This is a genomic window from Simiduia litorea, from assembly GCF_042853465.1.
GTDB lineage: Bacteria > Pseudomonadota > Gammaproteobacteria > Pseudomonadales > Cellvibrionaceae > Simiduia > Simiduia litorea.
Genome location: NZ_AP031497.1, coordinates 1,849,227 through 1,874,995, shown reverse-complemented (window position 1 = coordinate 1,874,995; position 25,769 = coordinate 1,849,227). Strand labels below are relative to the sequence as shown.

The 25,769-nt window shown below is 48.3% G+C and carries 20 protein-coding genes; 9 read left to right on the top strand and 11 right to left on the bottom strand.

Translation table 11 applies throughout. The features are described from left to right. The first annotated feature begins 134 nt into the window (after window positions 1-134). Together lexA and ACGHTT_RS08220 are read left to right on the top strand one after the other, a co-directional pair. Window positions 135-746, top strand: a complete 612-nt coding sequence (lexA, locus tag ACGHTT_RS08225) for a transcriptional repressor LexA (protein ID WP_390594650.1) — start codon at window positions 135-137, stop codon at window positions 744-746. Beyond that, window positions 743-1,162, top strand: a complete 420-nt coding sequence (locus ACGHTT_RS08220) for a hypothetical protein (RefSeq protein WP_390594649.1) — start codon at window positions 743-745, stop codon at window positions 1,160-1,162. Before lexA ends, ACGHTT_RS08220 begins: the two co-directional genes overlap by 4 nt. A 78-nt stretch (window positions 1,163-1,240) precedes the next feature. On the opposite strand, the gene ACGHTT_RS08215 is transcribed toward ACGHTT_RS08220, so the two are convergent. From ACGHTT_RS08215 to topA, 3 genes are all read right to left on the bottom strand, one after another. Further along, on the bottom strand, window positions 1,241-1,501 hold the full coding sequence (locus ACGHTT_RS08215) for a hypothetical protein (protein WP_390594648.1): 261 nt from the start codon (window positions 1,499-1,501) through the stop codon (window positions 1,241-1,243). A 62-nt stretch (window positions 1,502-1,563) separates the two neighbouring features. After that, window positions 1,564-2,037: a DUF6586 family protein gene (locus ACGHTT_RS08210; protein ID WP_390594647.1), complete on the bottom strand. Its 474-nt coding sequence runs from the start codon at window positions 2,035-2,037 to the stop codon at window positions 1,564-1,566. After that, complete coding sequence (topA, locus tag ACGHTT_RS08205) at window positions 2,037-4,718, bottom strand: type I DNA topoisomerase (RefSeq protein WP_390594646.1); 2,682 nt, start codon at window positions 4,716-4,718, stop codon at window positions 2,037-2,039. The genes ACGHTT_RS08210 and topA overlap by 1 nt, the downstream gene beginning before the upstream one ends. A 341-nt stretch (window positions 4,719-5,059) precedes the next feature. Here topA and ACGHTT_RS08200 point away from each other — a divergent pair, with 341 nt between their 5' ends. Beyond that, on the top strand, window positions 5,060-5,800 hold the full coding sequence (locus tag ACGHTT_RS08200) for a hypothetical protein (protein WP_390594645.1): 741 nt from the start codon (window positions 5,060-5,062) through the stop codon (window positions 5,798-5,800). A 5-nt stretch (window positions 5,801-5,805) separates the two neighbouring features. On the opposite strand, the gene ACGHTT_RS08195 is transcribed toward ACGHTT_RS08200, so the two are convergent. Continuing rightward, entirely contained in the window at window positions 5,806-6,291 is a 486-nt protein-coding gene (locus ACGHTT_RS08195; RefSeq protein WP_390594644.1) for a hypothetical protein, read from the bottom strand. A 116-nt stretch (window positions 6,292-6,407) separates the two neighbouring features. Here ACGHTT_RS08195 and ACGHTT_RS08190 point away from each other — a divergent pair, with 116 nt between their 5' ends. Further along, window positions 6,408-6,845, top strand: coding sequence for a universal stress protein (locus ACGHTT_RS08190; protein WP_390594643.1), 438 nt, complete (start codon window positions 6,408-6,410; stop codon window positions 6,843-6,845). 9 nt (window positions 6,846-6,854) lie between these two features. On the opposite strand, the gene ACGHTT_RS08185 is transcribed toward ACGHTT_RS08190, so the two are convergent. Next, window positions 6,855-8,750: an ATP-binding cassette domain-containing protein gene (locus ACGHTT_RS08185; protein WP_390595005.1), complete on the bottom strand. Its 1,896-nt coding sequence runs from the start codon at window positions 8,748-8,750 to the stop codon at window positions 6,855-6,857. A 194-nt stretch (window positions 8,751-8,944) separates the two neighbouring features. Here ACGHTT_RS08185 and ACGHTT_RS08180 point away from each other — a divergent pair, with 194 nt between their 5' ends. After that, complete coding sequence (locus ACGHTT_RS08180) at window positions 8,945-11,149, top strand: transglycosylase SLT domain-containing protein (protein ID WP_390594641.1); 2,205 nt, start codon at window positions 8,945-8,947, stop codon at window positions 11,147-11,149. Here ACGHTT_RS08180 and ACGHTT_RS08175 read toward each other — a convergent pair whose 3' ends face one another. Continuing rightward, window positions 11,150-12,085: a chemotaxis protein CheV gene (locus tag ACGHTT_RS08175; protein WP_390594640.1), complete on the bottom strand. Its 936-nt coding sequence runs from the start codon at window positions 12,083-12,085 to the stop codon at window positions 11,150-11,152. Window positions 12,086-12,219: 134 nt separating this feature from the next. On the opposite strand from ACGHTT_RS08175, the gene ACGHTT_RS08170 reads away from it, so the two are divergent. Continuing rightward, window positions 12,220-13,443, top strand: coding sequence for an EAL and HDOD domain-containing protein (locus ACGHTT_RS08170; RefSeq protein ID WP_390594639.1), 1,224 nt, complete (start codon window positions 12,220-12,222; stop codon window positions 13,441-13,443). 47 nt (window positions 13,444-13,490) lie between these two features. Here the strand turns inward: ACGHTT_RS08170 and ACGHTT_RS08165 are convergent, their stop codons facing one another. The 3 genes from ACGHTT_RS08165 to ACGHTT_RS08155 all read right to left on the bottom strand — a co-directional run bounded on the left by ACGHTT_RS08165 (window position 13,491) and on the right by ACGHTT_RS08155 (window position 15,932). After that, window positions 13,491-13,736, bottom strand: a complete 246-nt coding sequence (locus tag ACGHTT_RS08165; protein WP_390594638.1) for a glutaredoxin family protein — start codon at window positions 13,734-13,736, stop codon at window positions 13,491-13,493. A 60-nt stretch (window positions 13,737-13,796) separates the two neighbouring features. Then, a complete protein-coding gene (locus ACGHTT_RS08160) occupies window positions 13,797-14,939 on the bottom strand; it encodes a DUF5610 domain-containing protein (protein WP_390594637.1) in 1,143 nt (380 codons plus the stop codon). A 126-nt stretch (window positions 14,940-15,065) separates the two neighbouring features. Continuing rightward, window positions 15,066-15,932 (bottom strand): FHA domain-containing protein, encoded by an 867-nt coding sequence (locus ACGHTT_RS08155; RefSeq protein ID WP_390594636.1) that lies wholly within the window; start codon window positions 15,930-15,932, stop codon window positions 15,066-15,068. A gap of 230 nt (window positions 15,933-16,162) precedes the next feature. Here ACGHTT_RS08155 and ACGHTT_RS08150 point away from each other — a divergent pair, with 230 nt between their 5' ends. Further along, window positions 16,163-17,014 carry a PP2C family protein-serine/threonine phosphatase gene (locus ACGHTT_RS08150; RefSeq protein WP_390594635.1) on the top strand — a complete coding sequence of 284 codons (852 nt, stop codon included), beginning with the start codon at window positions 16,163-16,165 and terminating at the stop codon, window positions 17,012-17,014. 6 nt (window positions 17,015-17,020) lie between these two features. Next, a complete protein-coding gene (locus ACGHTT_RS08145) occupies window positions 17,021-19,501 on the top strand; it encodes a bifunctional serine/threonine-protein kinase/formylglycine-generating enzyme family protein (protein WP_390594634.1) in 2,481 nt (826 codons plus the stop codon). Between the two features lie 17 nt (window positions 19,502-19,518). Here ACGHTT_RS08145 and uvrB read toward each other — a convergent pair whose 3' ends face one another. Then, window positions 19,519-21,507 carry an excinuclease ABC subunit UvrB gene (uvrB, locus tag ACGHTT_RS08140; RefSeq protein WP_390594633.1) on the bottom strand — a complete coding sequence of 663 codons (1,989 nt, stop codon included), beginning with the start codon at window positions 21,505-21,507 and terminating at the stop codon, window positions 19,519-19,521. Between the two features lie 121 nt (window positions 21,508-21,628). On the opposite strand from uvrB, the gene ACGHTT_RS08135 reads away from it, so the two are divergent. Further along, complete coding sequence (locus ACGHTT_RS08135; protein WP_390594631.1) at window positions 21,629-22,993, top strand: pyridoxal phosphate-dependent aminotransferase; 1,365 nt, start codon at window positions 21,629-21,631, stop codon at window positions 22,991-22,993. Between the two features lie 50 nt (window positions 22,994-23,043). Here the strand turns inward: ACGHTT_RS08135 and rlmKL are convergent, their stop codons facing one another. Continuing rightward, window positions 23,044-25,221 (bottom strand): bifunctional 23S rRNA (guanine(2069)-N(7))-methyltransferase RlmK/23S rRNA (guanine(2445)-N(2))-methyltransferase RlmL, encoded by a 2,178-nt coding sequence (rlmKL, locus tag ACGHTT_RS08130; protein WP_390594630.1) that lies wholly within the window; start codon window positions 25,219-25,221, stop codon window positions 23,044-23,046. Window positions 25,222-25,769 lie beyond the last annotated feature (548 nt).

Here is a 25,769-nt window from a genome sequence, read left to right as displayed (position 1 = left end):
ACTCCTTATATTTCAACAAATTACCAATTGAAATGGCAATTTAAGTATAGCTGAGCCATTTAAATACTTGCCGAAACATTTTCACTGTATATAATCACAGCAACTGTATAAAAAAACAGACTCAGGAAACCGCTATGATCAAACTCACCGCCCGACAACAAGAAGTGCTTGAGCTAGTGAAACGCGCCATCGACGAAACCGGCTACCCGCCGACTCGCGCTGAAATCGCTCAGGAGCTTGGCTTTAAGTCTGCAAATGCTGCTGAGGAACACCTAAAAGCCTTAGCGCGTAAAGGTGCTATTGAGATGGTTGCAGGCGCGTCTAGAGGCATTCGCCTGCCGGAGTCAGAAACCGGGATTCCTTTGATTGGCCGAGTGGCGGCTGGCAATCCTATATTGGCGGAAGAAAACATCGAGGAATATTGCGAAATTCCGGCCACATTCTTTAGCCCAAGTGCTGATTATCTGCTGCGCGTACACGGTATGAGCATGAAGAATATCGGTATTTTAGATGGCGACCTTTTGGCAGTACACCGCACTACCGAAGCTAGAACGGGCGATGTTGTGGTTGCACGTATCGATGAAGACGTTACCGTCAAACGCTTTGAGCACCGCCGTGGCAGCTCATCAATAAAACTACACCCTGAAAATGAAGAATTTGATGTAATTGAAGTAGATTTGAAATCGCAAGCATTTGCCATTGAAGGGCTAAGTGTCGGCGTCTTGAGAAGGGGTAAGCACTCATGAGTATCGCTGCACAGACGCTTCATGCCCCTACTCCCCGCCAGCCAGCGGAAACCGAGCGCGCAAAAAATACACGTTTAACCGAGCTCGTGGTACCCAACGCCGAACAGCACACGTTGCTACTGCCCATGCTGCAATACTTAAGTAATCAACACAAAGATCGCTGGGTTACTATTGTAAGCGATAAAGCCGTGTCCCAGCGCTGGCTTAAAGAACAGAGGGTTAACGTTAACACAGTTAGAGTTATTCAGGCCCAGCACATTAACGACGCACTCTGGATGACCTGGGAAGCGGTCGCCAATGGCACCAGCCACACGGTTATCGCGGAGCTAGGCGTACAAACGCCAACGGTGATTCGAGAATTAGAGCAAGCTGCGGATGAAGGAGATTGTCGTGTTGTACTGGTCAGAAGCCGCTAGACACTTAAGAGGCGGCCAAGGCGAACAATAACTCAGGCACTAGAAGAGTAAGAAACCCTACCCAAAGGACACTGTTTACTAGTGGATAGTTTTTTGCTCTGCGCCTGATGCATCCATTGATTTAACGTCTGTTTCTAAAGATTCCACAGACAGCTCGCCTGCAGCCTCCATACCGGCTTCAATCATGGCCTTCGCAACCTCATACTTACCTTCTTTGAGAAAATGTATAGATTCCTCAGAGAATTTAATCACCACCAAAGGTTCGCCATCCTCACTTGCACGACGCAGCGCGATTTCACCTGTCGATAATTCGATGATTTCATATAAATCTGAGGACATAACAACTCCCAAAACTGCTTGAATTGCCATTCTACCAGCATTTGAATTTGACTTCTCGCCACTTAGCACTCTTGACCAAGGGCGCGATTTCGCTCGATCAATTGCGTTAACGCCAATAATGCTTGCTGTGCTTCAGCTAAGCTCCATGAGCCTGTAGTTGACACTGCAATCACGTTACAAGGCTGTTGAGCGCTAGGGTTAATCGTAACTGCTGCTGGATTGGTGGCACGGGCAAGTAACACAGAAAGCCATGACTCACCCAACTCCAGGCTTTTTAGCTCGTCAAACTCAGCGGGACAACCCCGCCCACTCGGAATAGCGCTAATGACTGTCATTATCGAGCTTGAGCGCTCGCAGCTTAAGCGTTGACTCTCAGCAAGCTCTTGTAGGAAAGCGCTATAGGCAATCTGAAGATGCCAAGTCAATGATTGCAATAGCGCCTCTTTTAGCCAAGGAGCTGATTCAGCTGCAAAGCGCTCCAACAGTGTGGAGCACCAAGCCAATTGCTGATTAACCACATTCTGACAATGACTCATTAAGAAGACTTTTTCTTAGCCGGTTTCTTAATAGCAGCTTTTTTTGCCTTTGGCTTTTTAGCCGCATCTATCTGCCATTTACCGCCTTCATAGACAGCCTTCCAACCGGACGCTTTACCCTCGACTTCTGTCTGCACATAGTGGACTTTTTCCTTTCGGTTAAACCGCACAATAGTAGGGTTGCCATCTTCATCCTCGAGAGGAGCAGAAAACAAAAAGGTGTACTTGGGATCAATTTCAGACTTATGAGGCATTAACTCGGACAGTAAGGGCGCGCGAGTTTCACGGTTTTTGGGAAATTGACTCGCAGCCAAAAATAAGCCTGCGGCACCGTCGCGCAAAATATAATGGTCATCCACCTTCTGACAGGTCAACTCGGGCATCGGCACCGGATCCATCTTTGGTGGCGCCGCCTCACCGTTTTTCAATAATTTTCGGGTGTTCTTACAGCTATCACTGGTGCAGCCAAAATACTTACCAAAACGCCCAGTTTTCAGCTGCATTTCACTGCCGCATTTATCGCACTCCAACACTGGGCCATCGTAGCCCTTGATTTTAAAAGTGCCCTGCTCTACTTCGAACCCAGAGCAATCTGGATTATTTCCGCAAATATGCAACTTACGGGTTTCATCCAATAAGTAGCTATCCATGGCAGCTTTACATAATTTGCAGCGGCGTTTTTTCCGCAGTATGCGAGTTTCAGCCTCTTCGTCATCGGCGCTGATAGCCTCATCGCCAGAGACCAAGTTCATGGTGTTTTTACAGCGCTCTTTGGGCGGTAACCCGTAACCAGAGCAACCAAGGAAAACGCCTGTCGAGCCCGTGCGAATCTGCATAGGTCGGCCACAGTTAGAACAAGCGATATCCGTATCCGTTGGGTCGTTGGCGCGCATACCGCCATCTTTGCTCTTAGCGGCTTCCAATTTTTTAGAAAAGTTCTGGTAGAACTCATTTAAAACATCTTGCCAACCCCTTTCGCCCAACGCCACTTTATCAAGCGACTGCTCCATCTCAGCGGTAAACGAAAAGGCCATCAAATCATCAAAGCTTTCAACCAAGCGCTCGGTAACGATGTCACCCATTTTCTCGGCAAAAAAGCGCCTAGCCTCAACACGAGCATAACCGCGATCTTGAATAGTCGAAATGATAGCTGCATAAGTTGACGGTCTACCAATACCGCGCTTCTCTAACTCTTTCACTAACGCAGCTTCAGAATAACGCGCAGGCGGTTTAGTAAAGTGCTGATTGGGATCGAGTTTTTCTAAACTCAACACTTCGCCAACTGAAACATCAGGCAATACCACGTCTTCATCTTTTTTCGCCTGTACCGGCATGACTTTCATAAAACCATCAAAGCGAATCACGCGGCCTCGGGTGCGCAACTCATAACCCGCCGCCTGTACCACAACCGAACTGGAGGTAAACTCAGCCGGCGTCATTTGACAGGCGACAAATTGCTGCCAGATCAAACCGTAAAGGCGCTCAGCGTCCCGCTCCATGCCTTTTAGATGCGCGGGCATCAGACTAACGTCAGATGGGCGAATCGCTTCATGCGCCTCTTGGGCGCCTTCCTTGCTACCGTAACTCATCGGTGATTCCGGTAGATAACGCTTGCCAAAATTATCCAATATATAATCGCGGCAATGTGCTACGGCTTCGCCAGACAAGTTAGTCGAATCGGTACGCATGTAGGTAATGTAGCCGGCCTCGTAGAGACGCTGTGCCATCATCATGGTCTTCTTAACGCTAAAACTTAATCGCGTGCTCGCCGCTTGTTGCAAGGTAGAAGTAATAAAGGGTGCAGAGGGTTTCGACTTAGTCGGCTTGTCTTCGCGTTCGGCAACCGTATAGGTTGCCCCCTCAAGTGCCTTAACCGCAACGAGAGCATCCGCTTCTGTTAACGGCTTAAACGCTTGGTCATTGAATTTTTTTACTTCAAACCGTAACTTTGCTTGCTCTTTGGTGAATAAGTTAGCAAACAAGTCCCAGTACTCTTCCGGTACGAAGGCACGAATTTCCTGTTCTCTCTCGACCAACAAGCGCACGGCAACGGACTGCACCCGGCCAGCGGATAAACCGCGCGCTACTTTTTCCCACAGCAGCGGGGAGACCATGTAACCCACAACCCTATCCAGAAACCGGCGCGCCTGCTGGGCGTTAACACGATCGAGATCTAGTTCACCCGGCTGAGAAAAGGCATCTTGAATAGCAGACTTTGTAATCTCATTAAACACCACGCGCTTATAGCGACTGTCGTCGCCACCAATAGCTTCGCGTAAATGCCATGCAATGGCCTCCCCCTCTCTATCCAAATCCGTTGCGAGGTAGATGACATCGGCTTTTGCGGCCAACTGCTTTAACTCACTGACAACTTTTTCCTTGCCTGGCAAAATTTCATAATGCGCGGCCCAATTGTTCTCTGGGTCAATCCCCATGCGATTGATCAGCTGCTCGCGAGACTTGGCTTCTTTATGGGCTATTTTATCCTTAGGCGACAGTTTGCGCGTAATAGCGGCCTGCCGAGCGCGCTCCTTAGGGTCAACCGCACCCTTAGCGCTACCGCTAGTGGGAAGGTCGCGAATGTGGCCAACACTCGATTTGACAACGAAATCACTGCCCAAGTATTTATTGATGGTCTTTGCCTTTGCGGGTGACTCGACAATAACTAGTGATTTGGCCATATAAGGTCTCTAAGGGTTAGGTGTTGTTTCTATATATAGACTATTGCGAATAATACGCAGCCAGATGCCCATTCGGGGCTCAGGGTGCGCATATATAAAACCTCACAGCGAGTGGGTCAAGTCATTAGTTTTTAGCACACCTAGCTGAAGAAGGTGGTTTTCTCGCCTGACACCCCGCCCAATCAGTAATTTCCAGTAACGAGCATTCACTCACAAGCCATTGATTTTACTGAACTAAATATACTTTTTTATAAAGTTCAGATTTCACTGGCCGATAACCCGCTGGGTGCACTAAATTTAGTTTTGAGTTTTTTCGGTTTTTTTACCGCGCGGAGTCAGAATTGACCAGCTTGATTATTTTTTGCTCTATCGCCGTGCTGTCGCTCTTGGTGGTCAGCATCGCCAATCAGCGGGAGGAGCGCCAGCGATCTCGGCGCATCAGGATGCATAAGTTAAAGCTTCGCGTCGACGAGCTGGAATCCTTACTGATCCATCTGGTCAACCTGCAAGAAAATCAGGATATTCTCATACAAATTAATGATGAGATCACCGACATGTATCGCGCGATGATTCAACTGGACTCAAGTCAAACTTATCTTGAAGCCGGACTCAAAAACGCAGAACAACGCACCGCCTCCCTATCGGAACCACTGGCAAATCCACCCAAGCGATTATTGGAAAGTGATGCAAAAATAGCCTTGGCACAAAAGCACCTGACAGAGGCGGCAAAGGTGATTCGACATCGTCAAGCGCATGCAAAAATATCGATGGAAGAAATGCAAATCTATATCAAAGAACTCAGCTACCAGCACCTAATGGTCGATGTCATATCAATGATTGGCCAGGGACATAAAGCAGCAAACAAATCCAACCCTCTATCTGCGCAAGCGTTTTACAAAAAGGCTCGACAGATGCTGATTCAATCAACTCACTCAGATCCACGTCGGCACCAAATGATTAAAGAAGTAGCTGAGCTGCTGGACGGCAAGCGAAAATCTATCAGCCCATCACTCATGCCTGAAACGTTTTTAAACCCCGATTCGCAACAAGACAGCGAACACCAGCTGCTCGATGAGTTTTAAAAAAACTAGCTGGCAGACTTAAGCAGACGCTGAGTTTCCTGCAACCACACCAACAAAAACTCTAACTCTTTATCAGAGCCGCTCTCGCGCCAATACACACCAAGCCCGCCCGGACTCGCGATCACAGATACAACGCTATCGGGCAGCAGCGGCAACTGTTGATGTAACACCTGCTTGACTGACGCAGTAGCCTCCTCGGATTGCCACGACCAAAAATCATTCAGATGTATTTCATGAGGGTAGGATTTTCGAATGAGCTGCCAACCTAAACCTTGTAACGAACGATCCACCCAAGGTAACGAATAGCAAGCGCTGCCCAATAACTCAGGTATCGCCATTGAGGCTAGCGCTACCCTGACACCTTGTCGATTAGCGAAAGCCCTCATACGCGCCAGCTTTTTTTGACCGGCACTGGGCTGAAACATCATCACTGGGCCAACGGCCAAGGCAACAACGGCGATAATGATAAGCCAACTAGTCCAATTACCCATTTATAGATCCCATCAAATACCCATACACAAACCACTGTACTCAACAATTGGGGCTTTAAAGGCTCCCGCTCGCGCGCTAGACTAAATAGATAACCTCGTCAACAGGAGCGCTTACCATGAATAGCTATCAACACATTATCGTAGGGGTAGATTTGTCGCCGGAATCGCACCAGGTCATTCAGCGCGCGGTTCAAATAGCGAAAAATCATAACGCTAAACTACTGCTTGCCCACATTATAGAACCCCTTGCCTTCGCCTACGGCGGGGACATCCCAATGGATTTAACGGAAGTTCAACAACAACTACAAGCTCAAGCAAAAACCCAATTACATAAGCTTGCCAAGCAGTTTGATATAGCCCAAACACAATGCCATCTTTTGATTGGCCAGCCTGCAGCTGAATTGCATCAACTGGCGACAGAACACAACGCGGAGCTGATCATTGTCGGTAGCCACGGCCGCCGAGGTTTCGCGCTCATATTGGGCTCAACCGCCAATGGCGTATTGCATGGCGCGCACTGCGACGTATTAGCTGTGCGCGTCAAAGAACAATAATACCTACGACTAAAGCGAATCCAGCTCTGACCAACGTTCAAATGCACGTTCTAACTCGGCTTCTTGGTTGGCCAGCTCGGCCAACACAAGATCTGTTACAGAGCGCTCCTGTTCAAAAAATTTAGCCTCGGCAACCTGAGCTTGTAACTTACTGATGTTGAATTCAAGTTTTTCGATAAGCTGTGGCAACTGCTCCAGTTCGCGCTGCAATTTATAACTTAACTTTTTCGACTTTGAACTTGTATCGAATGCCGAGTCTGTACTCTGCTTCGCGGACTCCGCTTTTGACGCAACTAAAGGTACAACGGATTTATACTTGTGCCAATCACCACCCTGTCGCTGCCAATCCTCATAGCCACCAACGTATTCGTTGACGACACCATTACCTTCAAACGCAAAACAGCTAGTTACCACGTTATCCAAGAAAGATCTGTCGTGACTAACTAACAACATGGTTCCCTCGTAGGCCGATAATAAATCTTCTAGTAGCTCTAGGGTTTCAACATCAAGATCGTTGGTCGGTTCATCGAGCACTAACAAGTTTGCCGGCTTACTGAATAGCCGCGCCAATAAAACACGATTACGCTCCCCGCCAGACAGGGCTTTCAAGGGTGTTCGCGCCCGCTCACCGGTAAACAAAAAGTCCGAAAGATAAGAAATAATATGCTTTTGACGACCATTTACGTCGATAAACTCACGGCCCTCGGCAATATTATCGACCACGTTTTTCTCTAGATCTAATTGATCCCTAAGTTGATCGAAGTAGGCAACACTGATATTCGTGCCCAATCGAACACTGCCCTGCTCAGGATTCAGCTGGCCTAAAATAATTTTAAGTAGCGTGCTTTTACCAGCACCATTTGGGCCTAGAAAACCGATGCGATCACCGCGCACAATCGTGGTTGAAAACTGGCTGATCACCGGCCGGCCGGCAAAGCTCTGGCTAATATTTTTTAATTCTGCGACCAGTTTGCCGCTATTCTCTCCTTGCTGCACCTCAAATGAGGCCTGTCCGTGCCGCTCACGACGCTGGGCGCGCTCCACCCGCAAGGCTTTTAATGCACGGACACGGCCTTCGTTTCGGGTTCTACGCGCTTTAATGCCCTGGCGAATCCACACCTCCTCCTCCGCCAATCGCTTGTCAAACAAGGCGTTATGGCGCTCCTCTTCAGCTAACTGCTGTTCGCGAAACACCAAAAAGCTCTTATAATCTCCGGTCCAACAGCGCAGATGGCCGCGATCTAACTCTACAATGTGTGTGGCTAGTTTTTGCAGTAATGCACGATCGTGGGTAACAAAAACCACGGCTCCTTTAAACGCTAAAATCTGCTGCTCCAACCACTCGATAGCCTCTATATCTAAATGGTTGGTGGGTTCATCTAGCATGAGTAAGTCGGGCTCGATAACCAACGCCTTAGCCAGCGCGACGCGCCGGCGCCAACCGCCCGATAAAGATGACATCGTTGCCTCTCGGGGCAGCTGTAAACGGGTCAATATAGACTCGACCTTTTGCTCAATCGCCCAACCATCCTCCGCTTCAATTTGCCCTTGCAGCTGGCCAAGCCGGCGCATATCAGGCTCAGGATCTACCGCTAATTTATGGTACTCAGCGATGAGGTCGCCCACGTGATCAAAGGCCTTAGATACCACCTCAAACACCGTTAAGGCATCTGGTTCTGGCAGATCTTGCTCTAATCGTGCCAGCCGCAGCCCTGGCTGGCGCCAAATTTCACCGCCATCAAGCTGAACTTCGCCACCGATTATTTTCATCAAGGTCGATTTACCGGCACCATTGTGGCCAATCAAACACATACGCTGGCCGGGCTCTACAAGCAACTGGACGCGATCTAGGATCACTTGCAGACCAAAGTGAAGGGAGGCATTGTCAAAGCGAATTAGGGGCATATGAACATCATCAACAGCAATTAAAGATGGGCGCATAATACGCATACATACAAAGGCTTGCACCCAGCACAGACATTTTAGATAGCTATACTATGGAATTAGGTAATCCCATGTTATAACTATGTGTTAATAATCACTGCGGGACATTTACGGAACGCAGAGTCTGTCAGCCGTTCGACCAATTTGAGGTAATTATGGTCCTTCTCGCGCAAGCGACGTCAAACGCATGCAACTGGGTAATTCGGCATATCTATTCGGCTGCAAGCATTAGGGTTGAACCGGTGTTTTGCACCACCCTTCTCACAGTATCGGCGCTGTTCACCTGCGCCCAAGTCTACGCAGCAGACCAATCGCCCTTGGCCAACACCAAGGTTGATCAAGCGCCAAATAATTTAATCGAAACGCAAGCGTTGCCAGCTAACGCAACGGCGCCAATGCTTGGGATTTTTGCCTCACAGAACATAAAATTTGTTACCCAGAGAGCGGCTTACCTGGAAGCTCAAAAGTTATTACCTAACACCAGCAGCCGACAATTTATTGAGCTAAAGACCTCGCTTAAAGGCTATCCGTTAGAGCCATATATTGACTATCGAATTCTCTCTCGCAAATTGAGCGCCCTGCCCTATAGAGAGGTAGATGAGTTTTTAGACGCCAACCCAAATAGCTACTTGGGCAATAGGCTGTTAAGGGACTGGCTACTGACCCTTGAGCGCAAACATCATTGGCACGACTACCAAAGCTATTATCGAGCCGACTTAGGCGATACGGATTTAGCCTGTTACAACCTCAAGGCACGCTTGCTCACGGGCGATGAAACCGCCCATAACGACGTTTCAAACCTCTGGAATGTTGGCCACTCTCAACCCAAAGCCTGCGACAGCCTTTTTAAACTTTGGCAAAACGCGGGCCACCAAACTGCGCAACTTACCTGGTCTCGAGCGACCCAGGCGATAGATGCTAAAAATCGAAGACTCACCCGCTACTTGGCAAAATACGCCCCGGCAGAAATAAAGTCGGAACTCGACCTGTTAGTAGAAATCGACCGCTACCCTGAGCACATGGATCAAGCTCGCCGCTTCGCAGTGCAGTCGCCAGAAATGCAATTCATCATCCTACATGGTATTCAACGGTTAGCCTGGAAGGATGCGGGCAAAGCACTGAAGCTCTGGGAAAAGTATGACGCCCAGCATTTGTTTGCTGACCAAAAAAGAATGGAAACGCAGGAATTACTCATTGTTAACTTATCCCGGCAGGGGCTGACAGATAAGGTAACCACGCTTGTGCAAAGCATGAGTAATTATTCAAACGTCGACATGATCAGTGGCCTAGCGCGCGACGCACTAGCAAATCTAGAGTGGGAGCTTGCCGATAAATGGATTGGACGGCTGCCAGCGGAGGAGCGCAATACTCCTAGATGGCAATATTGGTCAACCAGAATTGCCGAGATTCAAGGCCACTCACTGCCGCCTTACCCTGATATTGCCAGCAGTTACAAAGCCTTGGCAAAAGAGCGCAGTTTTTACGGCTTTTTAGCGGCAGATAGATTAGGCCTGCCCTTTGAACTCGAAGATCAACCATCGAAGGTTACGCTCAACGATCAACATTATGTCGCCAATTCGGCCTCTATTTTACGAGCCAAAGAGCTATTTGAACTTGGGCAAATTAATCTTGCGCGGCAAGAGTGGCGTTTTGCCTCTCGCCAATTTAATCCTCAGCAACTACAAGCTGCCGGTGCTCTAGCCGCCAATTGGGGTTGGTACCGCGGCGGCATTCAAGCCATGATTGACGCCCAATCTTGGGACGATCTCACCATTCGCTTTCCATTGGCCTTTGAATCAGTGGTCAAAACAGAGGCGAAAAATCAGGCCATGGATGCCAATTTGCTCTTTGCTATCGCGCGCCAAGAAAGTGCTTTTTCACCGGACGCAAAATCGCCTGTAGGCGCACTTGGACTGATGCAACTTATGCCCGCAACCGCAAAACAAACCGCAAAAAAAGCGGGCATTAGCTACAAAAAACATGAACTCCTTTCACCAGAAACGAATGTGGCACTTGGCAGCCGCTACCTAAATGAAATGCTAGGACGATTTAATGGTAACCAGGCCTTTGCGGCAGCCGCTTATAACGCTGGCCCACACAGAGTTGCCCAATGGTTAAGCAAGGGCCGTGACCAACTGCCGCTGGATGTCTGGATTGAAACAATCCCATTCAAAGAAACCCGCGGCTATGTGCAAAATGTTATGGTGTTTTCAGTAATTTACGCTTATCGCAACGGTAGTGATATCGAATCGTTAAAGGACACTTGGTATGTCCCCAGCCCGACGCCAACGCAAAATCAAAACAACAAACAGCAAGCCGGCCAAGGTGGCGCTGTCACGAACGGGGCGGCCGCCTATTAGTTAAGCCAGGGCCACCCTCAAGCGCTCCTGCACAAGACTCGCGAGACTGTCGGGCTGGAATTTAGACAGGAAGTCATTACAGCCCACCTTTTCCACCATAGCCTTATTGAAATTACCACTTAAGGAGGTATGAAGAACAACATAAAGATTTTTTAATGCGGGGTTTTTTCGAATCTCATGTGTCAATCGATAACCATCCATTTCTGGCATTTCTGCGTCGGTAATCAACATAAAAATATGCGTGTAAATATCCACGCCTTCGCTAACCCAGCGCTCTAACAGCCTTAACGCCTGCAAACCATCCTGCACACCAATGACTTCCACACCTAAATGCTTGAGGGTTTCTTTCACTTGACTCATTGCAGTAGAGGAGTCATCGGCCATCAAAATTTTCATGTGCTTGGCCTTGGCTTGGCTAGCCAATTGGCGATCTAACACGTCACTGGAGACTCGAGTATCATAGGGAATAATTTCAGCCAACACCCTTTCTACATCTAAGATTTCTACGATTTTATTGTCAATATGCGTAATCGCTGTTAGAAAGTGTGACCGCCCAGAGCCCGAAGGCGGTGGGAGAATGACCTCCCAGTTTAAGTTGACTATCCGATCGACAGATTTAACCAGGAAACCTTGAATACTGCGATTGTACTCAGTCACGATCATATTGCTATTTGTTATATCAGCAAGTGGTCTTAGGCCAATAGCCGCACTCAGATCAATTACCGAGATCGTTTGATCGCGTAAATGGGTCACGCCTTTCACAACACTGTGGCGATGCGGCATCATAGTGATCGGCGGTACCTGCACCACCTCCTGAATCTTGAATACGTTCAGGGCATACATTTGCTGACCAGCCAGCCGGAACAACAGCAATTCAAGCCTATTCTCCCCTACCAGCTGCGTTCGAGCATCAACACTTTGCAACAATTTCGACATAGGATAATCCCAACGATCACTGAGTTTCAGCTTAGACCAATTATTACGGGTTATCGGCCGCACACCGCAATAACTAGAGCTACACTTGTCCTTATCTTCCCCTGTAGTGAGATACCTCAGATTCAATTTAGCCCATGGACAAAAATCAACCCCTTCTAGCCCGCCAACCAATATTCGATAGGAATATGGAGGTTTATGCCTATGAGTTACTGTGCCGCGACAGCCATGAAAACAGGGCCAATGTTATTGACGGCGATCAAGCTAGCTCACAGGTTTTACTAAGAACCTTTACTGATTTAAGCATTGGTGAAGTCGTCGGGGAACATAAGGCTTTTATTAACTTTACTCGGAATCTACTTCTTACCTCCCCACCCTTTAGCCGAACGCAATTGGTTATTGAAGTTTTAGAAGATCAACTCGTTGATAGTAAAATGCTAGCAGCACTAGGCCAACTTCGCGCACAGGGCTATACCATCGCGCTTGATGATTTCACCTTAAATTCCTGTAGCTTCAAGATGCTGGAGTATGCCGACATAATTAAGCTTGATGTCTTAGCATTATCGCCTAAAGAATTGGAGCATCACGTTAATCATTTAAAACCCCTGGGCGTCATACTGCTCGCGGAAAAAATTGAAACGTATGACATGCTTGAGCAGTGTAAAAAGATGGGCTTTGAACTCTTTCAAGGCTATTTTCTTTCCCGACCACAAATCATGCTCGGCGCCAAATATGCAGAAAGTCGTCAAACTATCATCCAATTACTAGCTCAACTGAATGACCCAAAATCAGAAATAGACCAAATAGAACAAATAATTTCACAAGACCCTGTATTGAGTTATAAGTTACTAAAACTCATTAACTCCGCAGCATTTCACTTCGTGTGCAGCATCGAATCGCTTCGTCAAGCGATTACTTTGCTTGGTTTGATTCAAGTTCGAAGCTGGATTACGTTGCTATCGATGGCGAGTATTGACGGCAAGCCGCGCGAACTGAGTGTCACGACGATGGTTAGAGCACGTTTTTGTCAAACTCTAGGTGAGGCGGTGAGCGGCACAAGACGCAGCGACACCTACTTCACCGTCGGGTTACTCTCTACTATTGATGCGTTCATGGACGAGCCGCTCGATATCTTACTAAGTAAGATTTCGATCAGCGACACACTGAGTAATGCCTTACTGCACCACCAAGGGCTAGAGGGAGAAGTATTGAAAACAGTAAAGCAATATGAAAAAGCTGACTGGGATAATATCGACTGGGATATGCTCGAGGCTCGAGGCGTAGACGAATCCGCACTCAGTCATTTCTATACCGAAAGTCTTGTCTGGGTAACAGGCGCTCTCGAAACATTGGTCTTTTAGGCACCAATTGAAGAAACTCAAGCCACCCTTCTTAACAACTACGTTATCTAGCTATTAATCAATGCAATAACGTCTTCTTCGGTAAAAGGCCAGCCTAGTTCACGGCCGCAATCTTCAACGCGCAATACCGGAATTCGCGTACCGTATAACGTTACCAACGCATCTGAATCGGCTATATCCTTTTCAATTAGCCCTATGGCCATCGCGCACTTATCGGACGCCTGAGCAACAACATTCTCAGCTATTGAGCAAAGATGACAGCCGCTGGTGCCGAACAAAATCAATTTTTTCATCAAGGTCTTCGGAATCGAAAGACCCTCATTTTATGCGTAACAAATCTAAAACTCCATACCTCAAGCCGTCGCGAGCTTTTCTGCCATCGCATGATTAACATCGCCAAACAGTTTGTGTAAATTACCCATTCCACCCGTTACTTCTTTAAGCTCTTGATCGGTTTCAAGCCGCTCATTCAAGAGCGAACTCAATAACTCATTTGAGTTCAAAAACTGTTTTGCTGACTCGAGCGCTGCTTGGACCTGATCCGCTAGCTGACTAAATGGCTGTAGTGGCGCTCTCAGAGGCGATGTTTCATTCGAGCCCTGACCATAGGTGGTGCGTACTTTCTGAGTCACCGAATACTTTAAGTCTACCGCAAAGCTTGCAATTTCCTCGGCATCAAAGCCTAGATCTAATGCGGCTTCAAACGCCGCATCAAGATCACCATTAAAAAATTGCTCCGACAGATCGTTAACTTGCGAGAGCAAATCATTGATAGCCGCTAGCTCATCAGCATTTAGGTCACCATCAATGGTTAAATCAAACTGCTGACTTTGGTTGGTTCTAAAGGAGCTACCCTGATTGGTTTCGACACCTTTGGCGGCAAACCGGCTACTGGCCGAGATAGTTACCTTATCGCCCTCTTGCGTTTGAACAGTAAAATTAAAGCTCTTTTGCGCCTTAATCACGCCGACTTGGCGGTCAATATTACCAACCCCAAATTTATCCACATGGGTTGACTGCTCGGCACTGGCTGGAGCCGCAGGAAGCGCACTATCATCAAGACCAAGCTCTTTGGCCAGCTGCCCTAAACCTTGCATCACCTTATTGTATGTTGCGCCAATATCATCAGCCAGGGCATCACTGAGTAAACCCATGTCGCTCAACTGATCCTTAGCCTCATTGAAGCCCTGCAGAAAGCCTTCTAATCCAGCATCAAAGCGGCTTTGTAACTGCTCTTTGCTGTCGCCATTGGCAACGTCAACTTTTAACTGGTTTTCAATGAAAAGCAGTATGTTACCCGCGGCGCGGTCGGCCGTGACCGGTGCACTCGTCACGGCACTGGGGCCCTCTAGAGCCTTAGTCGACTGACTGGGACTTAACGCTGCCGGCGCCCGCTGAGCATTGCTCGCAAGTGGCTGCTTTAGGTTTGAGCTTAGGAACCGAGATCCCTGACTAGCCTGATATTGTGATGAGAAAGAATGAATTGAGCCTAACATCTCTGCCTCCGTCCTATGGGTTCGGATAACAATTCCGGTTTGAAGGGGTATCGGCTGAGTGCATAAGAACTTCAACATCAAAAAGCAGCAAAACGCTGATTTTGATGCTGATTGTGGAATATCAAACTAAAGCGTGATGTGCCCCGCCTGCCAAGCCCAATAAGCGATACCAGCAAGCACTAGTATGGCGATAGAGAAGTAGGAAAAGGCTGATGATTTAGCTTGTTCAGGCACATTGGGCGCCGCCATACCCGCTTTCACCTCGTCTCGATTACGCTCAGCGGGCTTGCGCAGCTCAGGCTTTCTAACGGGTGCCGGGCTTGCTGGCGACTTTGGCGACCTAGCGGACTCGCGGATAGTGGTCTTGTCGATATCATCTGTTGGCCCAACAACACCAAAGCTCAACGTATCAAACCGCAACTCATCACCGCGCTTTACCCGTGCTTCCTTTACTTGACTGCCATTTAGAAAGGTACCGTTTGCAGACCCTAAATCGCGCACGTAGAGCAGCCCATCTTTAACCGATAGTTGAGCATGTTTGCGAGATAGGTGAGCAGCAGCCAATACAATATCGCAATCGCTAGCGCGCCCAACGATGGTGTTAGCACCAACATTAAAGACCTTATTAGCAAGTGCAACATGGTTCGACTTCAACGACCAACCAGTAGTTTCCGTGCGCACCAAGGTCGGAATTGCCTTAGGCTCTTGCTTCGGATCAACAACTTGCAGCTGTACTCGCCCCAAGGTTAGTACGTCATTTACTTTGAGCGGCGAGGTTTTTGTGACCGATATCTCATTAACACGAACCGGATTGTCCGGCGAAATCACCTTCAATACCAGGGTCTCATTATCCACCAAAATCTCTGCGTGATTTTCGAGAACGCTGGCATCTTCTACCACCATATCGCTCTTGACGGCACTACCAATGGTTACTTTTGGTTCAACGAGCCAAACCGCATTGTGTTTATTGTTCTTAAAGCGGAGTTTTAACATGTTAGATTCCCAAATTACACAATCGCTAACGGCGATTTTTCTACTCTACCGACGGATAATGCAGCAAAAGCCCGAAGTCTTTCAATAGGTTAGCGAAAAATGGCTTTACCGGTTACATTTAGAAGGTAAACTGTGATCCAGATCCGAACCGGCATTACACCATCAGCCAAAGTTCGCTTATTAGGGTACACTTAAAAGCAATAAGTATAACAAACGGCACAGGACGGCAAATGCCACCATTGAACTATAGCGCAGCCACCGACAAAGGCATGTGTCGAGACAATAACGAAGACACTTACTTCGCCAGCCCCGACATAGGCGTTTGGTTAGTTGCCGATGGCATGGGCGGCCACGAAGCCGGAGAAGTCGCCAGTGCCATTGTTCGCGATAGTATTAAACAGCAAGTCGCCATTAATGTACCGCTAACCACCTCCGTTGAGTTTGCACACTCTGCTATATTAGACGCAGTCAAACAGGGCATCGGCGCTCCGGGCATGGGCAGCACCGTTGTTGCACTGAAAAGCCGTAACACCGAGTATGAAATTGTTTGGGTTGGCGATAGCCGCGCCTACCTTTGGACTTTCCACGATGAAGGCGGCAGCTTAGAACAACTCACCTTAGACCACTCCTACGTACAAATGCTGGTCGACACTGGGGCCATTAGCCCAACCGAAGTTGACAACCATCCCGATAAAAACGTCATCACCCAATGCTTAGGCTCGCTTGAGTTACGCCAAGTGCGCGTGGACCAAGTACACGGCACGTGGGAAAAGCACCAATGGGTTCTACTGTGTTCCGATGGTCTCAGCGATGAATTGGATGACGAATCTTTAGCGCGAGTACTGTGTGAATCTCGATCGCCAAAGGACGCAGTATCTAAATTACTACAGGCCGCACTAGATAACGGTGGTAACGATAACGTCACGCTACAGATAATCGAATCACCGTTAAGCAAACGCTACTTCTACACCGGCATCACCGATTGGCTGCCCGAGTTAACCGGCCAGTCCGGCATTGACTTCACCCTGTATAGCCTTGCCCTAGCCTCTTTCGGACTACTTTGTTTTTGGATTTTCGGTTAAGACATAATGCAAATACCCGGGTACCGAATAATTCGAAAAATAAACCAAGGCGGCATGTCGACGGTTTACCTCGCTATTCAACTTAGCGTTGGGCGCGAAGTTGCCTTAAAAGTCATGTCTCCAGCACTCAATGCCGACCCCGTCTTTAGCGAGCGCTTTCAGCGCGAAGCCAATATTGTTGGCCAGCTATCGCATCCAAATATTGTTTCCATTTACGATATTGGTCGCTACAAAAATCTGAACTACATCGCGATGGATTATTTACCCGGCGGTTCAGTACACGACAAGATGGCCACAGGTCTCAGCACCGCTGAAATATTACGTATCATTCGAGAAATGGCTTTAGCACTCGATCTCGCCCACGAAAAGGGTTATATACATCGCGATATCAAACCAGAGAATATATTATTTAGAGAAAACCACTCTGCGGTTTTATCCGATTTTGGCGTAGCCAAGACAGTCAGCAGTGCCTCGCAAATGACAAACGCCGGCATGGTCGTCGGCACGCCTCATTACATGAGTCCAGAGCAAGCCCGCGGTAAAGCCATTGACGGCCGCTCAGATATTTACAGCTTGGGCATTGTGTTTTATGAAATGCTAACAGGCTCAGTGCCCTTTAAAGCGGATGAAGCCGTTGCCATTGCCATCAAGCATTTAACGGCACCCATCCCGAAACTGCCGCCGCAATATTCTATCTACCAAAACTTACTCAATAAATTACTCGCAAAAGATCCCGATGATCGGTGCCAACGGGGCAAAGAAATCGTGATGTTTATCGATGAGCTCGATGCTACATTGAGCGGCACGCGACCTCGGTACATGTCGAACACCGAGCCATCAGCGATGCATATTGCCACGTTATTTAAGGCCTTGGTTCTCACCAGTTATGCCGCGCTATCCGCACAACTTAAAGCCCTAGCAAAAGAAGTGTTCAGCTGGCGCTGGTCACCCAAACGCAGCTTCTACCGCAGGCCTAACACAACGGTTACAGAAATTCGCACCACACCAGACAGCGGCCAAAATAACCGCTCCACTATCGTGTCAACACGCATTCAAAAAGCCGCCTATTACCAATCACATGGCAGTCGTCCGAGCTTTAGCATTTCTCGGGTCATGTCAATTTCATTAGTCATTGGCATTTTATGGTTTACCTTTTGCGTCGCCCTTACTCGCTTCGAACTACCCGGCGAGCGCAATTACCCAGCGCTACTCGTCAGTGCAGCCACGTTCAGTGCCGCACTGTTAAACGAAAAAAACCAAGAAATTCTTACACCCGAATACCCAGAATTTAACCCAGAAACGCCCCGCCCAATATTACGCGACACCAGTACCGAACAAGTGCCAACTAAAAGTCTACCCGTTAATTTACATAATACCGGCACGAACAACCCTGTGATTTCGCAGGCTGAGTCAGATATAGAGCCAAACCAAGAAGCCTCAAACAGTCTTGTGGAAACAACGAAAATTGAGCCTGAGGAACCTGAACAAATTCAGGAACAGGTTGCAGAGCCTGAAGTCGTTCCCGAGCCACCCAAACGCTACCCATTGACAGTCGACACAGAGCCGGAAAGTGCTCGGGTACGCATATTAAATATTAAAGATCGCTATCAACCCGGTATAGAGCTGACCAACGGTCGCTACTCCATCGAGGTTAGCGCCGAGGGTTACCACCCCTACCAAGAATGGTTAACTATTAAAGACACCGAAAAACGTATTTCGGTTGCCCTTAGAAAAGTAGCGGTACCAGGTACCATATTTAAAAACGAATTAAGCAACGGCGATCTAGGGCCAGAAATGGTAATTGTCGGCGCGGGTAAGTTTACCATGGGCAACAAAGACAACAGCATTACTATGCCCGTGCGCACGGTAACCTTTAACAAACCTTTTGCTGTCAGTCGCTTTGAAATAACCTTTGCAGATTACGATAAATACTTACAGGAAAATGGTTTAGGCCAACCAGATGATAAGCGTTGGGGAAAAGGCAGCCGCCCAGTTATAAACGTATCTTGGGAAGACGCCAAAAACTACGTAGCGTGGCTGGCTAAATCCACCGGTAAAGCCTACCGGCTAGCAACAGAAGCGGAATGGGAGTACTTTGCTAGGGCTGACACCAAAGGAGATTATTGGTGGTCGGGCTCAGCCAAAGCACAAGCCAATTGCCGAAACGGCTGCAACAGTGACTTTGCCGGTTTGTTCAGTGCCAAGTCAGCCCCGGTGGGTACATATAGGGCAAACGCATTTGGTGTACACGACACTTCAGGTAATGTCGCCGAATGGGTTGAAGACTGCTACCAAAACCATTACTTATCCGCCCCGAGAAACGGCTCAGCTGTCATTACGGCAAGTTGCGATGAGCGCTCTGTGCGTGGCGGCTCAATGAAGTCTTCGGCAAAAGACATCGTCAATAGCGCGCGGGAAGGGCGCGATTCGACCAAGCGCTATGACGACGTAGGCTTTCGCGTTGTGGTAGACCTCTACCCAAACTGATTATTCCAAAGACGTCGTTATACTGCTTTATGCTTGAGTTTTTGAATTTGATCGCGTAACTGTCCGGCCTGCTCAAATTCGAGATCTTTTGCATGCTGAAACATTTTCTGCTCCAGCATTTTTATATGTGCCCAGATATCAACCGGCGGATCAACATCATAAGCCGCATAGGACTCAGCAACCTTTTGACGCTTTTTCCGCCCCGGCGCCTGTCCCGCTTCCATAATATCGGCCACGGATTTTTTAACGCCAACAGGAATAATGCCATTTGCGGCATTGAAATCCATCTGCTTTTGACGTCGACGATCGGTTTCATCAATGGCGCGCTGCATTGAACCGGTGACTTTATCAGCGTATAAAATAGCCCTACCGTTTAAATGCCGCGCCGCTCTACCGATGGTTTGAATAAGCGATCTTTCCGAGCGCAAGAAGCCTTCTTTGTCCGCATCCATTATCAACACTAAAGATACCTCGGGCATATCCAAACCCTCGCGCAATAAGTTAATGCCGATTAACACATCAAACTCGCCGAGCCGCAAATCCCGAATAATTTCCACCCGTTCAACGGTATCGATATCTGAATGCAAGTAACGCACCCGCACCCCATGCTCGGCCATATATTCGGTGAGATCTTCGGCCATGCGCTTGGTAAGCACGGTAATTAACACCCGCTCATCGATTGCAACACGGGCCCGAATCTCAGAGAGAGCATCGTCCACCTGGGTTTGCGCCGATCGAATTTCAACCTGTGGATCGACTAAACCCGTTGGCCGCACAACCTGCTCGACCACCTGCCCCGCATGTTCTTTTTCGTAATCTCCGGGTGTTGCCGAGACAAAAATCATCTGTGGCGCCAGAGACTCCCATTCATCAAAACGCATAGGTCGATTATCCAGCGCCGAGGGCAACCTAAAGCCATATTCCACCAGGGTTTCTTTACGCGACCTATCACCGCGGTACATACCACCAATTTGCGGCACACCCACGTGCGATTCATCCAATACCAATAACGAATCCGCAGGTAAATAATCGAACAGCGTAGGCGGCGCCTGACCGGGGTCGCGACCCGACAAATAGCGCGAGTAATTTTCGATGCCGTTACAGTAACCCAGCTCTAACATCATCTCGATATCATAGCGAGTGCGCTGCTCTAGGCGCTCAGCAGCCACTAACTGATTAGTTTCACGCAAATGAGTTAAGCGTTCAGCGAGGTCGATTTTGATTTGATCAACCGCTTCCAGTACACGCTCACGAGGGGTGACATAGTGAGATTTAGGGTAAATAGTAAATCTTGGTGACTTCCGTAAGGTTTTACCGGTCAGCGGATCAAACACCGATATTTGTTCAATAGTATCGTCAAATAACTCAACCCGAATGGCGTCTGCATCTGAATCTGCCGGATAGATATCGATAACCTCACCGCGCACGCGATAAGTAGCGCGGAAAAACTCTACATCGTTACGTGTGTATTGCAGTTCTGCTAAACGACGCAACAAGGTGCGTTGGTCAATAGTATCACCGCGAACTAAATGAATGACCATTTTCAAATAGGCATCGGGATCACCCAAACCATAAATAGCCGAAACTGTGGCAACAACAATGGCGTCTTTTCGTTCCATCAAGGCCTTAGTGGCCGACAGCCGCATTTGCTCGATATGCTCATTAATTGATGCATCTTTTTCAATGAAGGTATCAGAAGACGGTACGTAGGCTTCAGGTTGGTAGTAATCGTAATATGAAACAAAATACTCAACGGCGTTGTTGGGGAAAAATTCTTTAAACTCACCGTACAATTGCGCCGCGAGCGTTTTATTAGGCGCCATAATCATGGTCGGCCTTTGAATTTGGGCAATTACGTTCGCGATGGTGAAAGTTTTTCCTGACCCCGTAACACCTAACAGGGTTTGGTGTGCGAGTCCCGCTTGAATTCCCTTCACCAAACTGGCAATGGCAGTGGGTTGATCCCCCGCCGGCTCAAAAGGGCTTTTAACCTCAAACTTATTCATGCATCGCTAACCAAATTTTTAACATGCCCTATCTTAACAAAGCCGCTTGCCTCTGTCCCTTGTGCTTTAATCCGGCCTTGGTCATCATAGAATCTTTACCATTGCACTTCGGAACATGCTCATGCCCACCACACAATTAAGACAGCAACCCATCAGTGTTACTCGGCAGATGGCAGCAGCGCTGCCAAAGCTCGCGGCAATAGCTAAAGCCAAGGGGCTAGAGTTGCACCATTTAGGCGCCGGTTATCCGCACCCCGAAGTCACCAATCCCATGGGTTATATTGCCCACAAAGAGGCCTACTTCAAACACTTAGCAGGCGAGCAGTCATTACAAAAAATCTTACAGCCGCTCTATGGCTATACCGACACCTTAGGCCCAGCAAGCACACGGGAAATGTTCGCAAAGGTCTACGGCCATGATTTCAACACCACGCTAAACCCAGAGCTCTTGATACCCACAATCGGCTCCTCAGGGGGCATCAGCCAAATGTGCTCACTCTTCGAGCGCACGGGCGAAAAAGTTGCCTATATCACCGATGCGCCCACCTATGCGGGCTTTATTTCTCGAGCCAGCCTCTATCAAAAGGCCCGTATTTACAGCGTGGAGATGGACCTCGAAGGCCCATGCTGTGAAGCCCTGGCCGCGCAAATTAGTCGGGCCCGTGCAGACGGCTATACAGTCGCGTTTTACTACACAGTGCCAGACGGCCACAATCCAGGCGGGATTTCATTTTCCGAGCAGCGCAGGCGCGACGTTATCAAGGTGCTGAAAGCCCATGATACGCTGCTTGTTGAAGATGCACCCTACAGTTATATCAGCTTCGAAAGCGCTGCCAGACGACCCAAGCCCTTTTTTGCCCTAGCACCCGAACAAACCGTACATTTATTCACCGCATCGAAAATTGGTTTGCCGGGGCCACGCATTGGCTTTATGTATACCGAGGCAAATATCGAACTTGCTAATAAAGCAACCGTCTCACTCAATCAATTGTTACTAACCGAGGCTAGCGCCAATATTTTACTTCACAACCCCGAGGCACTTAAAGGCTTTGAGGCTTTCCTGACCGACGATGATTTTTCAGCTCGAAAAAGCCTCTGGCCTATCGCCAATGAAAAAAACAACGTTTATCGCGAAAACCGACAAATTTTACTCGATACTTTTGAGCAAGAGTTCAATCAACATAAAGATATATTTCAATGGACCCAACCTGGCGCAGGCTTTTTCTCCGTGTTCACCATTAACCATCCAAGCGTTGTATGTGATAGTGATTTAACGGACAAGCTAGTAGCCGAGTATGGCGTTGTCACCATCCCCACCTTCAGCTTTTATCCTGAAGATGCAAGAGCAAGGGACAAAAGCGCCGGCTTAAATCAATTACGACTGTCTTTCTGTTACAGTGAAGGTATTGGCGAACGCCGCAAGCAACAGCTACAGGCTGCAACATTAGCTTTCGCTAAGGCTATCAAACAAGAGTGTGGCGTTTAAAATAGGCGGTGTGGAGAGGCTAAGCGCCAACGGAGCTTAGCCTCTGAGCGTTATTTATGGCGAATAGACCAACAGTGATGGATCTTTTGATTGCGCTGAAAGTCTTTATCCAAGGTTTCTTGCGTGATGTTTTGCACTAAATAGTGTTCATACAGATGATCATCTAGCTTGAATGAACGAAGGTTATTGGAAAAATAAAGCACACCATCAGACGCGAGCAACTTCATGGTTTTTTCAATAAGCTGACTGTGATCGCGCTGTATATCGAGCACACCGTCCATGCGTTTGGAATTCGAGAAGCTCGGAGGATCTAACATAATAAGATCGTATTCACCCTGTGCGCTATCCAACCAGGTCAGACAATCGGCTTGCTCTAGCCTATTTTTCTGCTCGCCCAAACCATTTTCAGCGAAATTTTTGCGCGCCCAATCTAGATAGGTTTTAGACATATCGACGCTGACGGTATAACGGGCTCCACCTACCGCTGCTTGCACACTGGCACTGGCGGTGTAACAAAAAAGATTTAGAAAGCGTTTACCTTTGGCGGACTGCGCAATTTTCAAGCGCAACAGCCTATGATCTAAAAACAATCCAGTATCTAAATATTGCCACAAATCGACCAAGAGCTTGGCCTGCCCCTCTTGGACCGATAGCATGTCGTGGCTACGACGGCTCGACAGCTTTTCATACTGACTCGTGCCCGTATTACGCTTGCGCTGCTTGTAGCTGATATTCTCGGGATTAACTGACAAGGCTTGTGGCAGGGCCTGTTTAATTTCATCAAAGCGCTTAGCCGCAGCACGCTCATCAACGGAGTTCGGTGCAGCGTATTCTTGTACGTGAACAAAGTCGTTATACATATCAATAGCGACAGCATATTCAGGCATGTCAGCATCGTAGAGGCGATAGCAGGTCACACCTTCTTTTTTAAGCCACTTGGTCAATTGCTTTTGATTTTTACGCAGGCGATTGGCAAACATTTGAGCGCCGTCGGACAACACCAAGTCCTGCGGAACATAAGCTCTGCGAGGCTTATCGGCGTCAGCCACTTTAATGGGTTGGTCGACGTGCACATCAAATAACAACAACTCACTTTCTAACGTACCATTAAACAATTTGTACTTTTTGTGTGCTTTCAGGCCTAGCTCATGACATAACTGCGGATTGCCGGTAAAAACACCTAATTGCCAGCCCGGAAATTCAGCCCGCATACGATCGCCCAAATAGCGATACAAATAGGCCAAGGCCTCGGCATCACCTAGGCGCTCACCATAGGGAGGATTAGTTAACACAATACCTGGCGGTAGTGTCTTGTGAGTCGGCTGGGTGAACTCTTTAAGCTCTTTCCGGCTCAGGCGCACCCAGTGATCCAATTTAGCGGTAACAATATTCTCTTCTGCTGCGCGAATAACATGTATGTCGGCATCGTAGCCCCTAATCTCAGGTAAGTCCTTAAGTAGCCCCGCACGCTTGCGCTCAATCGCCTCCTCGCGCAAGGTTAGCCAGAGATCATTCTGGTGGTTTAGCCAGCGCTCAAAACCAAAGCTGGCGCGCAATAAACCAGGGGCAATATCGGCCGCCATCATCGCTGCCTCGACCAGAAAGGTGCCAGAACCACACATAGGATCGATAAGCGCGCCGCCCCGCGCGGCAATCTCAGGCCAGCCAGCACGCAACAACACGGCGGCGGCTAAGTTCTCTTTCAACGGCGCTGCACCCTGCTTCAGACGATAACCGCGCCGGTGCAAGCTTTCACCGGACAGATCCAAGCTCACCACTGCCCGCCCACGGGATAAGCGCACATTGATTCGAATGTCCGGATTTTGCTTGGCCACTGATGGCCGTTCGCCGGTTACCTCTCGCACCCGATCGACGATGGCATCTTTAGTCTTCAACGCGCCGAATTGTGAATTCCGGATGGCAAAGCTGGTACCCGAAAAGTCCACCAAAAAAGTACTGGATGGGCTAATGTGGTCAGCCCAGGCAACCGCAGCCACCCCATCATAGAGCTCTGTATCGCTGTCTACAGCGAAGCTATTAAGTGGCAGGAGCACTTTATTGGCCAGACGGGACCACAAGCAGGTGCGGTAGCCCAAGGCCAAATCCCCACTAAAATAGACCCCAGCGACGGTTTCTCGCGACTCAACAGCACCAAGGTCGCGTACTTCCGCCAACAGCAAACTCTCTAGCCCCTTTGGACAAGCCGCAAAAAACTCAAATTGATTCATATCGATGCCGTCCAAATAACTAAGGCCACAAATTCACAATATACCGATGTGCCATAATAGAGGGCCATCATAGAAGATTTTATTCATTCACAAGCAGGCTCAGTTTTGGTGTACTGATCATCCGCCGCGAAAAAAGGCGCATTGTAACGGGTTCACTCCCGCTTAGCCCGCATAGAGCGGGAAATTAACGTTAAATTTGAAAGACACACCATCTAGCGCGTAAATGGAGTAGTTTACGTATTTAATAATAGTGGTAAAACATTGGGGCGCTTAGCAAGGAAAGCTATATCAACCCAAGATTCATCGTCTAAGCTAAGGCTTGGCAGAGGTTCATTGTTTCGAGTTAGCACTCGATCTGTAGAGTGGCTGAAGTTCTACTATCAGCCTTAAGACCTCAATCACCGGTGGGATAGCAATCCCCTATTCCACCGGGCTTGTTACGGCTCAGCAGCAACGCTATTGCGTCATATCTAAGCCAGTAACAAGCTACTCGCGTCATGTACAACTGTTTTACCCGGACTCAAGCAGCACAGAGGAGAAAGTTTTAC